At 71.7% G+C, this 14007-nt stretch carries 12 protein-coding genes; 6 read left to right on the forward strand and 6 right to left on the reverse strand.

Annotated features, from left to right (window positions below):
• Positions 1–310 precede the first annotated feature (310 nt).
• Both NQO67_RS14425 and NQO67_RS14430 read left to right on the forward strand, forming a co-directional pair.
• Positions 311–1504 (forward strand): 4-hydroxybenzoate 3-monooxygenase, encoded by a 1194-nt coding sequence (locus NQO67_RS14425; protein WP_255950311.1) that lies wholly within the window; start codon positions 311–313, stop codon positions 1502–1504.
• Positions 1505–1719: 215 nt separating this feature from the next.
• Positions 1720–2637 (forward strand): Bax inhibitor-1/YccA family protein, encoded by a 918-nt coding sequence (locus NQO67_RS14430; protein ID WP_255950312.1) that lies wholly within the window; start codon positions 1720–1722, stop codon positions 2635–2637.
• A 168-nt stretch (positions 2638–2805) separates the two neighbouring features.
• On the opposite strand, the gene NQO67_RS14435 is transcribed toward NQO67_RS14430, so the two are convergent.
• The gene (locus NQO67_RS14435; protein ID WP_255950313.1) at positions 2806–3036 is read right to left on the reverse strand and encodes a DUF4287 domain-containing protein; all 231 of its coding nucleotides are present in this window, start codon (positions 3034–3036) and stop codon (positions 2806–2808) included.
• Between the two features lie 101 nt (positions 3037–3137).
• On the opposite strand from NQO67_RS14435, the gene NQO67_RS14440 reads away from it, so the two are divergent.
• Positions 3138–3449 (forward strand): hypothetical protein, encoded by a 312-nt coding sequence (locus NQO67_RS14440; RefSeq protein WP_255950314.1) that lies wholly within the window; start codon positions 3138–3140, stop codon positions 3447–3449.
• Between the two features lie 138 nt (positions 3450–3587).
• Here NQO67_RS14440 and NQO67_RS14445 read toward each other — a convergent pair whose 3' ends face one another.
• The 3 genes from NQO67_RS14445 to NQO67_RS14455 form a co-directional block, all read right to left on the reverse strand.
• Positions 3588–4397 (reverse strand): hypothetical protein, encoded by an 810-nt coding sequence (locus NQO67_RS14445; RefSeq protein ID WP_255950315.1) that lies wholly within the window; start codon positions 4395–4397, stop codon positions 3588–3590.
• Between the two features lie 645 nt (positions 4398–5042).
• Positions 5043–6263: an acetyl-CoA C-acetyltransferase gene (locus tag NQO67_RS14450; RefSeq protein ID WP_255950316.1), complete on the reverse strand. Its 1221-nt coding sequence runs from the start codon at positions 6261–6263 to the stop codon at positions 5043–5045.
• Positions 6264–6721: 458 nt separating this feature from the next.
• Positions 6722–7774 carry an SGNH/GDSL hydrolase family protein gene (locus NQO67_RS14455; protein ID WP_255950317.1) on the reverse strand — a complete coding sequence of 351 codons (1053 nt, stop codon included), beginning with the start codon at positions 7772–7774 and terminating at the stop codon, positions 6722–6724.
• A 157-nt stretch (positions 7775–7931) separates the two neighbouring features.
• Between NQO67_RS14455 and NQO67_RS14460 the strand changes: the two genes are divergently transcribed.
• The gene (locus NQO67_RS14460; RefSeq protein WP_255950318.1) at positions 7932–9341 is read left to right on the forward strand and encodes a cystathionine beta-synthase; all 1410 of its coding nucleotides are present in this window, start codon (positions 7932–7934) and stop codon (positions 9339–9341) included.
• A gap of 528 nt (positions 9342–9869) precedes the next feature.
• Here the strand turns inward: NQO67_RS14460 and NQO67_RS14465 are convergent.
• Positions 9870–10289 (reverse strand): hypothetical protein, encoded by a 420-nt coding sequence (locus NQO67_RS14465; RefSeq protein WP_255950319.1) that lies wholly within the window; start codon positions 10287–10289, stop codon positions 9870–9872.
• A 194-nt stretch (positions 10290–10483) separates the two neighbouring features.
• On the opposite strand from NQO67_RS14465, the gene NQO67_RS14470 reads away from it, so the two are divergent.
• Both NQO67_RS14470 and NQO67_RS14475 read left to right on the forward strand, forming a co-directional pair.
• The gene (locus NQO67_RS14470; protein WP_255950320.1) at positions 10484–11329 is read left to right on the forward strand and encodes a MurR/RpiR family transcriptional regulator; all 846 of its coding nucleotides are present in this window, start codon (positions 10484–10486) and stop codon (positions 11327–11329) included.
• A 187-nt stretch (positions 11330–11516) separates the two neighbouring features.
• Positions 11517–12086 carry a hypothetical protein gene (locus NQO67_RS14475; RefSeq protein ID WP_255950321.1) on the forward strand — a complete coding sequence of 190 codons (570 nt, stop codon included), beginning with the start codon at positions 11517–11519 and terminating at the stop codon, positions 12084–12086.
• 148 nt (positions 12087–12234) lie between these two features.
• On the opposite strand, the gene NQO67_RS14480 is transcribed toward NQO67_RS14475, so the two are convergent.
• Positions 12235–13755, reverse strand: coding sequence for a type III PLP-dependent enzyme domain-containing protein (locus NQO67_RS14480; protein WP_255950322.1), 1521 nt, complete (start codon positions 13753–13755; stop codon positions 12235–12237).
• Between the last annotated feature and the right edge of the window lie 252 nt (positions 13756–14007).

The raw sequence follows: 14007 nt of genomic DNA on the forward strand, positions 1-14007 counted from the left end.
GTGCGGCGAGGGTGTCGCGGGTGGGGCGTGCGACGCCGCTGGGGCGCGCGCTAAGGGGCGAACGTTGCCAGTCGCGGCCACTTCGCCTCCGCCACGCTGCGCGCCGCTCTCGGGTGCCGTGGTGCCGTGGCCGCCTCGAACGCTCGGAGCTCGGCAGGGCCCTGCCTGCCCCCTGCTCCCTACGCCCCTTCCACCCGGAGCCGTTGACAGCGGCAGGGGGCGGGCAGAAACTCCCTGAAGTTCAGCGAATGAAATTTCACTATGCGAACGCCCGCTTGGGTAAGCGGTCCCTCCCACCATCAGGAGCGCCATGCGCACCACCGTCGGCATCATCGGAGCCGGTCCCGCAGGGCTGCTCCTCGCCCGCCTGCTGCACAACGCCGGTATCGACTCGGTCGTCCTGGAGAGCCGCGACCGCGCCTACGTGGAGCGACGGCAGCGGGCCGGCATCCTGGAGCAGGGCACCGTCGACGTACTGCGCTCCGCCGGGGCCGGCGAGCGGCTCGACCGCGAGGGGCTGCGTCACGACGGCATCGAGCTGCGCTACGACCGCCGCCGGCACCGCGTCGACTTCCCCGGCCTCACCGGCGGTAGGTCCGTGACCGTCTACGCCCAGACGGAGGTGGTCAAGGACCTCGTCGCGCTCCAGCTGGCCAAGGGTGGGCCGCTGCTCTTCGAGGCGGAAGCGCTGGCCGTCGAGGGCGCCGAGTCCGACCGCCCCCGCGTCCGTTTCGTGCACCGCGGCGCGGCGGAAACGGAGGAATCCGTCCTGGAGTGCGACTACGTCGTCGGCTGCGACGGTTTCTGGGGCGTGTCGCGCGATGCCGTGCCGGCCGCCGTCTCCCAGGTCTTCGAACGCACGTACCCGTACGGTTGGCTCGGCATACTCGCCGATGTGCCGCCGTCCCACGACGAGCTCGTCTACGCCCGCCACGACCGTGGGTTCTCCCTGCTCAGCATGCGTTCCCCGACGGTCTCGCGGCTCTACCTCCAGGTCCCGGCCGAGGAGGACGCCGCGGACTGGAGCGACGAGGCGATATGGGACGAACTGGATCGACGGCTGGAGACCGCGCCGGGTGACGACTGGGCGCTGCACCGTGGCCCGATCACCGCCAAGTCCGTCACGCCGATGCGCAGTTACGTCCACGAGCCCATGCGGCACGGCAACCTCTTCCTGGCCGGGGACGCCGCGCACATCGTGCCGCCCACCGGCGCCAAGGGGCTCAACCTCGCCGTCGGCGACGTCGTCACCTTCGCCCGCGCCTTCGTGCACTTCCGCAGGACCGGCGACACCTCGCTCCTTGACACCTACTCCGAGACCTGCCTGCACCGCGTCTGGCAGGCCGAGCGCTTCTCGTACGCGATGACGACGATGCTGCACCGCGCGCCGGACGCCACGCCCTTCGACGACCGCATCCAGCGCGCCCGACTGGACCGGATCGCAACCTCACGCGCCGCCGAGACCGACCTCGCCGAGTGCTACACGGGGTTCCCCTTCGGCTGAGGCCTGAGGGCGACACACGTTGTCCACAGGCGCGGGTGGTCTCTTGGTGCGGTTTATCCACAGGCTTGACCGTCATGGCGCATGGATTTGTCTTCGGGCGTACGGTGTGGGGCATCGGGGCGGGTAAGGATCATCCCAGAGCAGGAGAGCCAATTCTTTGCCCACCCATTACTCTTGAGCCCAAAAGCCACGCAGGGTGGTTATGGAGGAGCGACATGAGGAGCAGTAACCCGGTCTTCTCGCGACGGGGGTTCAGCCGCGACAACGGCTACGCGGGTTTCCACGCGGGGCCGCAGGCCGGGGGACCCGCAGTCGGCACGCAGGCAGGCCCTTACGGCGGTAACCCCTACGGGGGCGCCCCGTACGCCCAGCCCACCGGCAACCCCTACGCCAATCCGTACGCCCAGCAGGGCTTCCAGGGCGCCCCGCCGCAGGCCCCGGCCACCACCGGCCGCATGACGATGGACGACGTCGTCGCGCGCACCGCGACCACGCTCGGCGTGCTCGTCGTCACGGCCGCCCTGGCCTGGGTCCTGCTGCCGGTCGACGACGCGCACATCAACCGCTCGTACGGCATCGCGGTCGTCTCCGGGCTGATCGCGATGGTCCTGGGCTTCGTCCAGTCCTTCAAGCGCAGCCCGGCGCCCGCGCTGATCCTGTCGTACGCCGCGCTGGAGGGCGTGTTCCTCGGCGTGCTGTCCAGCGTCGTGGACAACCGCATCGCGAGCGGCGCCGCCATGCAGGCGGTGCTCGGCACGATGGCCGTGTTCGCCGGTGTGCTCGTCGCCTACAAGGCCGGCTGGATCCGGGTCAACCGCCGTTTCTACGGTTTCGTGATGGCCGCCGCCCTCGGCTTCATCGGCCTCATGGCGATCAACATGCTCTTCGCCGTCTTCGGCGGCGGTGACGGCCTCGGCTTCCGCAGCGGTGGCCTCGGCATCGCCTTCGGCATCCTCGGCGTGCTGATCGGCGCCTGCTTCCTGGCCCTGGACTTCAAGCAGGTCGAGACGGGGATCGCCTACGGCGCGCCGCGTAACGAGGCGTGGCTGGCCGCGTTCGGTCTCACGCTGACCCTGGTCTGGATCTACCTGGAGTTCCTGCGGCTGATCGCCATCTTGCAGGGCGACAACTGACCGGCGGCACCGACGCACCGGCTCGGCCCGTCCCCCGGGCGGGGGACAGCAGACAGCCGAAGGGCCCGCGAGCGAGATGCTCGCGGGCCCTTTCGCGTCACTGGCCCCGGTGGGCCGGGGCGGATGGATGTGATCGTTTCCGGATTGATCGTTTCCAGGTATGGGGTGTCAGAGCAGTTTGCGTGCGGCGCGTCGCAGATCGTATTCGTGGACGATCGCTTTCGCGTGGCCGTACGCGAGGTTGTGCTCGGCGCGTAGCCAGCTGACCTTTTCTTCGAAGCGGAAAAGAGCGGGACCTTCGTCGACGGTGCGGAGCCAGTCGGAGATATCACGACCAGTGCACTGGGGGATACGGGCGAGCATGTTGCGGTGGGTCTCCTGGGAGAAGACTTGAGACATCGGCGCCTCCGGCGGCTTTCGATGTGGTCCGTCCTTCACGCCACCGTGCCTGAGGGTTTGCGCGTTGGCAACAGTCCCGGTCAGGCGCGTAGGGTCGCGGCGTGGTCGATACTTCACCCCTGACGTCCGCCGTGGACCACTTCGCCGACCGGCTGCGCGCCGCGCCGCAGAGCCGTCTCCAGCGCGGTGCGGCGGCCGAGGCACTGGCCCTGGCCAGGGAATTCGCCCGCTGGGCGCAGCGCATCGAGGACCCCGGTGGGGCGCCGCGCGAGATGCCGGACGCCGGGATGTTCGCCGCCGCGGACCAGATCACGGTCGCGGGCCGCGATCTCGTGGTGGTCTTGACAGATCAGGCTGAGGTGACGCGCGCGGTGGAGCTCGTCGCGGAGGCGCAGCGGCGTGCCGGGGTCTGACGTCCCCCTCCCTCCACGCAGTGGCGCCGGCCGGCATGTGACGGGATCTCCCCGGGCCATACGAGGCCGGACGGCCTCCCGCTCGCTTCAGGGGCGCTGGAGCGCCGTGGGCGTGTTCGTAGCGCGCTGGGGGTGCGCTCAGTGGGATGCGATCACACGGTCCGCGAGGATGTAGATGTTCTCGGCGCCGCAGGAGAACGTCAGCGCATACGAACCGGACACGCTGGAGCCCCCCAGCAGGAACGGCGTGTCGCCACTCCGCAGGGCCTCGGCGAGCACTTCGGCGGTCTCACGGTTCCCGGGCGTCATGCACAGCGTCGTGCCGTCCACGAAGACGTAGACGTCCAGCGTGCCGAGCGGCCCGGGGCGGACGTCGGCGAGCGCGGTGCGGGCGTGGGCGAGGCCTTCGAGGCAGGCCACGATGGCCTCGTGATCGCTGCCCCCGGCCGGGAACGGCGCCTGCGCGGCCCGGGACGACTGGGCGGGCACGAAGTCGGGGTGCGAAGGATGGCGACGGCGCGCCGCCGCCAGCTCGGGGGAGTCGCCGGGGAACTCGTCCGGGTCGGTCGGCGGCTCCAGCGGATCGAAGCCGAACAGACCCACGAGATCGCCCTGGCGCGGCATGCAGGGGTCGTCGGGCGCCGGACCGAGCAGCGAGGCGTCCGACGAGGCGTCGCGGGCCTCCTGCGCGGCCCAGAACGCCCGTGCCTCGGCCATCTCCCGCTCCCGCTCGTCCGCCAGGGCCTCGGCCACGGCGCTGCGTATCTCGTCGGCGTCGGCTCCGACCCGTGGCGCCGGTACGACGGGTTGCGCGGTGGTCGCCTCGGCGAGCTCGGTGCGCAGCGCGGTGATCTGCTTGCGCAGTCCGTGTGCGGCGCGCAGGGTGGCGGCGCCCACGGCCGTCGCGGCGGCCGTGGTGAGCAGCAGGGCAAGAGACAAGGCGCTCACTGACGTACTCCCGTTGTCCGGTCTGATCCCCGACTTCCTACCTCAGGCTGACGGGCCGGCTACGGTGCCGGCCGGGCAATATCCTACGAACCGGACAACGGTAGGGGCTGGGGCCCGATTCGCTCTGCCGCTGTGACCTGCGACGATGTGGCAGTTCCGGGAGGCAGATCACAATCCTGGTGGAAATTCGGTCACAGAATGATGCCGGAGCCAAGGGGGTCAGGGGGCGCCCCGTGGTGCACGCCCCGGCGCCGCTTCGGGCACTCCGGAGGGTTGTCGCGGGCGCCGACGGCATGCTGTGTCGATCTTTCCGGTGCGTGTGCGGTGCCGATCCTTCCCGGCGTGCCGCGTGCCGCGTGCCGCGTGCCGCGTGTGGCGTGCGGTGTGTGGCGTGTGGCGTGCGGTGTGCGGTGTCGGGCGGCCGCTGGGTGGCGCGCCCCGAGACGCCTCCGAGGGCTCTCGAAACGCCCCGGAGCGCCCCGGTACGCCCGAAGAGCCCGGGAAGGGTCCGGGGGCCCGGGGAGCTCGGGGACGCCGGGGAGAGGCCCCGGAAAGGCTCGGGGAGGCCTTCGTGGGGTCACCGGGGGGCTCTGGGTGCCCGTCCTCCAGAGAGCCTGGAACGCCGCAGAGCCCCCGGAGCGCGAGTCAGCTGAGGCGTTCGATGACCATGGCCATGCCCTGGCCACCGCCCACGCACATCGTCTCCAGGCCGAACTGCTTGTCGTGGAACTGGAGGCTGTTGATCAGCGTCCCGGTGATCCGCGCGCCGGTCATCCCGAAGGGGTGGCCCACGGCGATCGCACCGCCGTTCACGTTCAGCCGGTCGATGTCGACGCCCAGCTCGCGGTAGGAGGGGATGACCTGGGCGGCGAAGGCCTCGTTGATCTCGACGAGGTCGATGTCGCCGATGCCCATCCCGGCGCGTGCCAGCGCCTGCTGCGACGCCGCGACCGGGCCGAGGCCCATGATCTCGGGCGAGAGCCCCGAGACGCCGGTGGACACGATCCTGGCGAGCGGGGTGAGGCCGAGCTCGCCGGCCTTGGTGTCGCTCATGATGACGAGCGCTGCGGCGCCGTCGTTGAGCGGGCAGCAGTTGCCCGCGGTGACCAGGCCGTCCGGGCGGAACACCGGCTTCAGGCCGGCCACGCCCTCCATGGTGACCCCGGGGCGCGGGCCGTCGTCCTTCGCGACGACCGTGCCGTCGGGCAGCGTCACCGGCGTGATCTCGCGCTCCCAGAAGCCCTTGGCGAGGGCCTGCTCGGCGAGGTTCTGCGAGCGGACGCCGAACTCGTCCATGTCCGCGCGGGTGACACCCTTCAGCCGGGCCAGGTTCTCCGCGGTCTGGCCCATCGCTATGTACGGGTCGGGGACCAGGTCGTCCTCGCGGGGGTCGTGCCAACCGGCGCCTTCGGACCCGGCGACGGCCGCCGTACGGGCCTCGGCCTCGGCGAAGACCGGGTTGTGGGTGTCCGGGAGGCTGTCGGAGTTGCCCTTGTCGAAGCGCGACACCATCTCGACGCCGGCCGAGATGAAGACGTCGCCCTCGCCCGCCTTGATGGCGTGGAAGGCCATGCGGGAGGTCTGCAACGACGACGAGCAGTACCGGGTGATGGTGCAGCCCGGCAGGTGGTCCATGCCCATCTGGACGGCGACGATACGGCCGAGGTTGTTGCCCTGCTCGCCGCCGGGCAGGCCGCAGCCGAGCATCAGGTCGTCGATCTGGGTCGGGTCGAGCGCGGGGATCTTGTCGAGTGCCGTCTGGATGATGGTGGCGGTCAGGTCGTCGGCCCGCAGCGTCTTCAGCGAGCCCTTGAAGGCCCGCCCGATCGGCGAACGCGCGGCGGAGACAATCACGGCTTCGGGCATCACGGCTCCATGGATGACGGGGGCGGGTCTGGGCGGCGAGCCGCGCCGCCCAGGAAGTTACCCGTGCGTACGGTTCAGGTCACGGGTTGGGGGGTGTGACCCGTACCGCATCATCCTAAGCGGTTGCTCAGGCCGCGGGGCCTTGCTGCGCGACGGGTTCCCTTGGCGACGGCTTCCTGTGGCGACGGCTTCCTGCCGGAGGTGGGACGGTGGGCCGCACGGCGGCGTGACGGCGACGTCGGCCTGGCGGCCGAGGGTGCGTACGAAAAAGGGGCGCGGGGCTGTGACATCTTGCGGCTTCGGCGCGGGGCGCGACCGGCTACGACGCGACCTTGCGGTCGCTACCGGCCTGAAGGGGTTGTTTCTGTCGTGTTCGGGCCACCGGCCGGTGGGGGCTGGTCGCGCAGTTCCCCGCGCCCCTGCGGGGCGCACCCCCCGTGGGGTGCGGGTGCTTGCGCTCAGGGGAGTGCCGTGCCGTCCGTCGCGGGTGTGTCGGAGTTCGACGGGGACTCTCCGTCCGACGAGATGCGCCGGCGGCGCCTTCGCTTGAGTAGTGCCCATGGGCCCCTCGGTCCCGCCTCGATCGCCGCGCTGACCTCGGTACCGCCCTCGGCCGCCGCCTCCGCCGCGGCGCGGGCGACCGGCAGGAAGCCCTCGTCCCGAGCGACGTCGGGCCGCTCCTCCTCGGGCCACAGGCTGAGCGCTGCGCACAGGGTGGGCAGTACCGCCATCGATGCGGTCGCGTACCCCTCGGCGGACGGGTGGTAGTTGTCGGGACCGAACAGCTCACGCGGGTTCGCGGCGAACTCGGGGCCCAGCAGGTCGCCCAGGGACACCGCCCGTCCGCCCTGCTCCACGACCCCGATCGTCTGAGCCGCCGCGAGCTGCCGCGAAGCGCGCCGCGCGAGCCAGCTCAGTGGCTGGTACACCGGCTCGATGGTGCCCAGGTCGGGGCAGGTGCCGACGACGACTTCGGCGCCCGCGGTGCGCAGCCTGCGTACCGCCGCCGACAGGCATCGCACCGAGCGGGTGGGCGGCATGCGGTGCGTGACGTCGTTCGCACCGATCATCACCACGCATACGTCCGGCACCCACGCGGGGTCGGACAGGACCTGCGTCACCTGTCGTTCGAGATCGTCGGAGCGCGCGCCGGACAGCGCCGCGTTCCGGAACTCCACAGGGCGTTCGGCGACCGCGGCGAGCCCCGAGGCGAGCAGCGCACCTGGTGTCTGCCGTGCGCGGTGCACTCCTTGACCCGCCGCCGTCGAATCGCCGAGCATCGCGAACCGCAACGGCTCGATGGCGGCCCCGGGTCCCGCGAACCCCTTGCCGTACACGCCGTCGGCGCGCGGTGGGGGCATGTCGTCGCCGCCGTGGTTGCCCACCTGGCGCTTGGCCAGCTGTACCTCGGCCACCAGCACCCCCACCGCTGCCACGCCGAGCAACCCGATCCCGCCCCCGCCGTATGCCGCGCCCGCAGCGATCCGACGTGCCACCCGCGCTCTCGACATGCCGACCAGCCACCTCCCTCGGTCCTCTCCAACGAACACCTTGCCCCGTACGGACGGTGAGCCAATCGTGCGGTTAAACGAACCCTCCGTGTGCGACGCGTAGGCTGAGCGCATCACATACCCCGTATCCCGCCCTTCATGGAGCCCGGAGACCTCGGTGCACTTCCACGATTCGATGATCAGCCTCGTCGGCAACACCCCGCTGCTGAGGCTCAACAAGGTGACGGCCGGAATCTCGGCCACGGTGCTGGCAAAGGTGGAGTACTTCAACCCCGGCGGCAGCGTGAAGGACCGCATCGCGCTGCGCATGATCGAGGCGGCCGAGCAGAGCGGCGAGCTCCGGCCCGGCGGCACGATCGTGGAGCCCACCAGTGGCAACACCGGTGTGGGGCTGGCGATCGTGGCCCAGCAGAAGGGCTACAAGTGCATCTTCGTCTGCCCTGACAAGGTCTCCACGGACAAGATCAATGTCCTGCGGGCGTACGGAGCCGAGGTCGTCGTCTGCCCGACCGCTGTCGACCCCGAGCATCCCGACTCGTACTACAACGTCTCCGACCGCCTGGTACGCGAGACGCCGGGTGCCTGGAAGCCGGACCAGTACAGCAACCCGAACAACCCGCTCTCGCACTATCACTCGACCGGCCCCGAGCTGTGGAAGCAGACCGAGGGGAAGATCACGCACTTCGTGGCCGGGATCGGCACCGGCGGCACGATCTCCGGCACCGGGCGCTACCTCAAGGAAGCCAGCGACGGTCGGGTCCGGATCGTCGGCGCCGACCCGGAGGGCTCGGTCTACTCCGGCGGTTCCGGACGGCCGTACCTGGTGGAGGGCGTCGGTGAGGACTTCTGGCCCGACGCCTACGACCGCTCCGTCGCTGACGAGGTGGTCGCCGTCTCCGACAAGGACTCCTTCCAGATGACCCGCCGCCTGGCCAAGGAGGAGGGGCTGCTGGTCGGCGGCTCCTGCGGTATGGCGGTCGTGGCGGCGCTGCACGTCGCCGAACGGCTCGGGCCCGACGACGTGGTGGTCGTCCTGCTGCCGGACAGTGGCCGCGGCTATCTGAGCAAGATCTTCAACGATGAGTGGATGAACGACTACGGCTTCCTGGAGGCCGAGGCGGGCCAGCCGCTCGTCGCCGACGTGCTCTCCTACAAGGAGGGTGCCCTGCCCTCGTTGGTCCACATGCACCCTGACGAGACGGTCGGGGAGGCCATCGAGGTGCTGCGGGAGTACGGCGTCTCGCAGATGCCGATCGTCAAGCCGGGTGCCGGGCACCCGGATGTGATGGCGGCCGAGGTCGTCGGCTCGGTGGTGGAGCGCGAACTGCTCGACGCGCTCTTTGCGCGGCGTGCGGTGCTCGAGGACCCGCTGGAGAAGCACATGTCCCCGCCGCTGCCGCAGGTCGGCTCCGGTGAGCCGGTGGCTGACCTGATGGCGGTACTCGGCACCGCCGATGCGGCGATAGTGCTGGTCGACGGGCGTCCGACCGGGGTGGTCAGCCGACAGGACCTGCTGGCCTTCCTGGCGCAGAACGCAAGCCACTCCAGCCACTCCGGTCTGCGCTGATCGTGTCCTGCCGACACCGATCGTGTTCTGTCGACACTGATCGTGTCCGGCCTGTGCCGGCCCGCGCTGGGGCCATGTCCCCTGGCTCACACCCCCGCCACCCCTGCCACGGGTCTCCTGGCGCGCGCCTCGCGCGCCGGGGGGCACCCGGGGTGCACGGGGGCCTGGGCCATGGTGCCGTTGTGATTTTCCCAAGTGGTACGAGCGTGTCATGTGCGCGCAGCACCCACGTAACACGCCTCCGGCACATTGGTGGATGTCGGCGGGGCACGGTCCTTCCCCACCAGGTGAGCACGGGAAGCTGACCCCCATCGACACCGCACGGCGCCACGGAAACTCCGGAGCGGCTCCCGGACCTCCTTGGACGCCGAGGACGCGCCTGGCCCGGCCCTGACCCGGCCCGCGTCCCGCGCGGGGACCGCCGTCGTCCCGCCCCCCGCACAAGGGGGTGCGGCGGTCTCCGCGCCAGCCCTTTCCCCGGCCCACGGCGGTTACCCGGCCCCTGTCGCCGTGGTCGCCCGTGGCGGCTCACTCCTCCCAGTCGGAGGAGTCGCCGCGACCCTTGCGGCTGAGGGAGGGGAGGCCGTGACTCGCCTGGAAGGCATTGACCCCCACGATGCCGGCCCAGGTCACGAAGAGGCCGGCCAGGCCGGCCTGAACGGCGGCTATCGCGGAGAGCGGTATCGCCATGATCAGCGAGATGACTCCGAAGCCGAAACGCTCGCCCCAACTGTCCGCCGAGCGCGGCGCCGAGGCACCCCGGGCCACGACCATCTGCTGCTCGGCGAGCTGGCGCCGCACCCGGCGGTCGACCGTGCCGTCCAGGCGCTGCTCGACCTTCTCCAGGAACGAGTCGACCAGCGCGGATTCGTACTCCTCGCCGAGCTCCCTGCGCGCGTGCAGGGTGGCGTCGAGGTCCTTCTTGAGTTCGGGGTCGGGGGCGTCCATAACCCCGTACGCTACGCACCCCCGACGCCCCGCACAGTGGGGCTAACCCCCCTCTTCATACTGCGGTGAAGCACACCCCGACGAGAGGCCGGCGCACCCCGCCCGGCTTGCCGTGGTGCATACGTCCATGCAGAGTTACGTTGACTGAATAAGGCATATGGTGCACGGACGTGCGGCGACGGCAAGAGGACGTGATGAGCGACAGCCCGGCAAGTCGACTGCAAGCGCTGTTCGAGGGGCACCGGCTGACGCCCACCCAGCGTCGGATCGCGCACTGCATGGTGCGGCGCGCCGCGGATGCGCCGTTCCTGTCCAGCGTCGAGCTCGCGGAGCTGGCCGGGGTGAGCCAGCCGTCGGTGACCCGGTTCGCGGTGGCGCTCGGCTTCGACGGGTATCCGGCGCTGCGCCGGCACCTGCGCGAGGTGGCGCCGGCGCGCGCCTCCGAGGACGCCGCGGACGCGGCCTCGTACAACACCTACCAGCAGGCCGTGGCGGCGGAGATGGCGAATCTGCGGCAGCTCGCCGAGCTGCTGGCGGAGCCGGGTCCGGTGGTACGCGCCGGGCGGCTGCTCGCCGAGTCCCGTCCGCTGCCCGTCCTCGGACTGCGCGCCGCCGCCGCACCGGCACGCGGCTTCGCGTACTTCGCCGCCAAGGTGCATCCGGACGTACGCCTCCTCGACGAGGGGGGCACGGTGCTCGGTGACCGGATACAGGCGGCGGCCCGCACCGGTGCGAGCACCCTGCTGTGCTTCGCGCTGCCCCGTCATCCGCGCGAGACGCTGGACGCGCTGGCCTGCGCGCGGGCGGCCGGCCTCACCGTGGTCACCGTCGCCGAGAGCGCCTTCGCGCCGGTGGCGAAGGAGTCCGACCTGCTGCTCCCGGCCGCCGTCGGCACCGGCCTGGTCTTCGACACCTCCGCCGCGCCCATGCTGCTCGGCCGTGTCCTCCTCGAAGCCATGTGCGATGCGCTCCCGGATGCCCAGGCCCGCCTGGAGGAGTTCGACGCGAGCGCGGCGGCACGCGGACTCTTCGTCGAGTAGGCCGAGTGGGCCGAGTGGGCCGAGTGGGCCGAGTGGGTCGAGTGCGCCGGGTGAGCCAGTAGGTCAGTCGGGTAGGCCGGACGGAGCGTTCGCGGCTTCTCATCGGAACCTCAGAAAACGCCACTAATCTGCCCGGCCGGAAAGCCGGTCGGGCCGGCGGTGTCGGGTGTCGAGTCGGGAGGCGGGCGTGGCGCGCGGAGGGCAGGGGCTTGCCAGGGTGGCGGTGGTGGTGCGGGCCGGAGCCGCACCCCTGTGGTGGCCCGGGGTGGTGGCGGCCGGGGTCGGATGCCTGATACCGGGGCTGACCGGCCGGCACATCGGGGCGTACGCCGGCGCGGCGCTGTTTCTGGTGGCCGCCGCCACGGTGGCGTACGTGCGCCGCAAGCGGTACGCCGAGCTGGCGCATGGCGCCGTGCGCGCCGGCAAGCACGATGTGCTCCAGGACCGGCGGGTGACGGTGCGCAACTGGCGGCGCGGGCATCTTTGGTGGCTGCTGGGCGGGTTCGTCGTGGCGGTCGCGAGCAACTTCGCAGTGCCGATCGCCGGGGGAATGCTGCTCGCCGGCTGCGGTGCCGGGCTGTGGCTGAAGGCGGTCCAGCTCGGCCGCCGGGAGCGCTCCGACGGGGCCCTGCTGTGGACGCGCGTCGACTGGCTCACCCGGCACGGCGGTCGCCCCACCGGCCCTGGCGTCAAGGCGTACCGCGCCACGGGACTCGCCGCGGGCGACGCGGCACCGGGCGGCGGCCGGCGACGCTGACCGGCAGCCCGCCGGGCGCAACGCCAGCCCCTTCGCACTCGGCAGTACCGTCGCGCCCGGCAGCCCGCGCGGCGCATGACGCCGCCCGCCCCCAAGTCGACGGCACTCACCGCCGACCGTTCACAGGCCCTTGGTCACAGGCCCTTGGTCACAGGCCCTTGGTGAGTGACGTGGTGTGGGCGCCGCCCGACTCGGCGACGATCTCGTCGACGGTCTGGGCGGGGCGCACGACCGCGAACCGCACACCCCCCGCGTCGTCCGCGGCGAATCCGTACACCGCGGGCCGGGCCAGCGAGTTGTACGCGTAGTGGTGCGCGAAGTAGTACGCGCCGGTGTCGAGGGCGGCCACGTGGTCCCCCGCAGCGAGGAGCGGAAGCTCCCGGTCCCGGGCGAGCAGGTCGCCGGCGAAGCAGGCCGGACCCGCGATGTCCTGGGCCACCGCCTCACCCGCCTTCGGGCGCCCCTCGGTGTCGTACGCGGCGATCCGCAACGGCCAGGACTCCGGCGCGTACACCGTGCGTGCGGCGACCTGCACGCCCGCGTGCGTGACGGCGATCGGACGGCCGCCGGCCGACTTCGCGTACTCGACCCGGGCCAGTACGGTGCCGTGCTTGGCGAGCAGCGAACGGCCGAACTCGGTCACCAACCCGTACCGTCCGTCGAACAGACCCGGCACCCGCTCGGCGAGCAGGCGGGCGTACGCGGCGTAGGTGGGGATCTGCTCGTCGGAGCCGAAGTTGACCGGCAGGCCGCCGCCGATGTCGATGGTGTCGATCTGCTGCCGCCCTGCCTTGGCGTTGATCTCCTCGGCCAGGTCGTACGTCGCCGCCAGACCCTCGGCGATCAGGTCCAGGGCGACGCCCTGCGATCCCGAGTGGATGTGCAGCCTGGTCAGCCACGGGCGGTCCAGGAACGCCCGCACCACCCACTCCCGCGCCCCCGCGTCGCGCAGCGGGACGCCGAACTTGGAGGTCGTGGTGGCCGTCGAAAGCGCCTCGATCGCACCGCTGCCGACCTGCGGATTCACCCGAAGACCCACGGGCGCGGGGGCGCGGGTCGCGGCGATCGCGGCGGCGTCCGCGGTGCCGCCGGTGGTGGCGCCGGTGGTGCCGGCGGTGAGCGTGGTGTCCGTGGCGGGCAGGTCCGTGGGACGTGCGGCCGCCGGGTGCGAGGGGGCGGGGAGCGCGGCGACGAGGGCGTCGATGCGGGCCAGCTCCTGCGGATTGTCCGCGTTGAGGGCTATCCCCAGGGTCAGCGCCTCGCGCAGCTCCGCGGTGGTCTTCGCGGGCGAGTCCAGCACGATGTTCGAGGACGGGATGCCCGCGGCGCGGGCCAGGGCCAGCTCGCCCGGGCTGGCGACCTCGGCGCCGATCCCTGCGTCGTGCAGCAACCGCAGCACCGGCACCAGCGGGGTGGCCTTCACGGCGAAGGCGTGCAGCACCCGGCTGCCGTCCGCGCTGACCTGGTCGAACGCGGCACGCAACGCCGCCGCGGAGGCACGGATGCCGGTCACATCCAGGAGCGCGACGAGGGGTGCCTCCGGTCCCACCAGGCCCTGGGCCACGGCGGCCCGGACGGCGGCGTCCCGGCGGGTGACCGCGTCGTGGGCGATGGTGCCCTCGTGCCGGTGTGCGGTCTCACCGGCCCCGTCGTGGTTGCTGTCGCTCATCAGACCCCGATCCGTCCTCTCGTGGCGCCACCCGGTGTGCGCGCGTCGTCGACCGTCCGTTCCCCACCGTGCACCACCCGCTCGGCCCCGCTCAACGCGGTTTCACGCTGTCCCGTGATCGTCCGCGTCGTAGCAGGTCAAGGCCCTGGTGGGCGGGCCTCCGGGCGGCGAACTTCCTACTTATTGCCCATCTACAGGCTGCTGCGTACCGCACCCGCTCTGAGTCCCCCGCCCCGCCGCGGCCAATCACGC

This window comes from Streptomyces odontomachi, assembly GCF_024435355.1.
Taxonomy (GTDB): Bacteria; Actinomycetota; Actinomycetes; order Streptomycetales; family Streptomycetaceae; genus Streptomyces; species Streptomyces odontomachi.

What these genes read in the sequence shown, in the direction of transcription:
- NQO67_RS14435 (WP_255950313.1), bottom strand. Translation starts at nt 3,036, where the DNA reads ATGTCTCAAGTCTTCTCCCAGGAGACCCACCGCAACATGCTCGCCCGT.
- NQO67_RS14455 (WP_255950317.1), bottom strand. Translation starts at nt 7,774, where the DNA reads ATGTCGAGAGCGCGGGTGGCACGTCGGATCGCTGCGGGCGCGGCATAC.
- NQO67_RS14470 (WP_255950320.1), top strand. Translation starts at nt 10,484, where the DNA reads ATGAGCGACAGCCCGGCAAGTCGACTGCAAGCGCTGTTCGAGGGGCAC.
- NQO67_RS14425 (WP_255950311.1), top strand. Translation starts at nt 311, where the DNA reads ATGCGCACCACCGTCGGCATCATCGGAGCCGGTCCCGCAGGGCTGCTC.
- NQO67_RS14465 (WP_255950319.1), bottom strand. Translation starts at nt 10,289, where the DNA reads ATGGACGCCCCCGACCCCGAACTCAAGAAGGACCTCGACGCCACCCTG.
- NQO67_RS14480 (WP_255950322.1), bottom strand. Translation starts at nt 13,755, where the DNA reads ATGAGCGACAGCAACCACGACGGGGCCGGTGAGACCGCACACCGGCAC.
- NQO67_RS14430 (WP_255950312.1), top strand. Translation starts at nt 1,720, where the DNA reads ATGAGGAGCAGTAACCCGGTCTTCTCGCGACGGGGGTTCAGCCGCGAC.
- NQO67_RS14450 (WP_255950316.1), bottom strand. Translation starts at nt 6,263, where the DNA reads ATGCCCGAAGCCGTGATTGTCTCCGCCGCGCGTTCGCCGATCGGGCGG.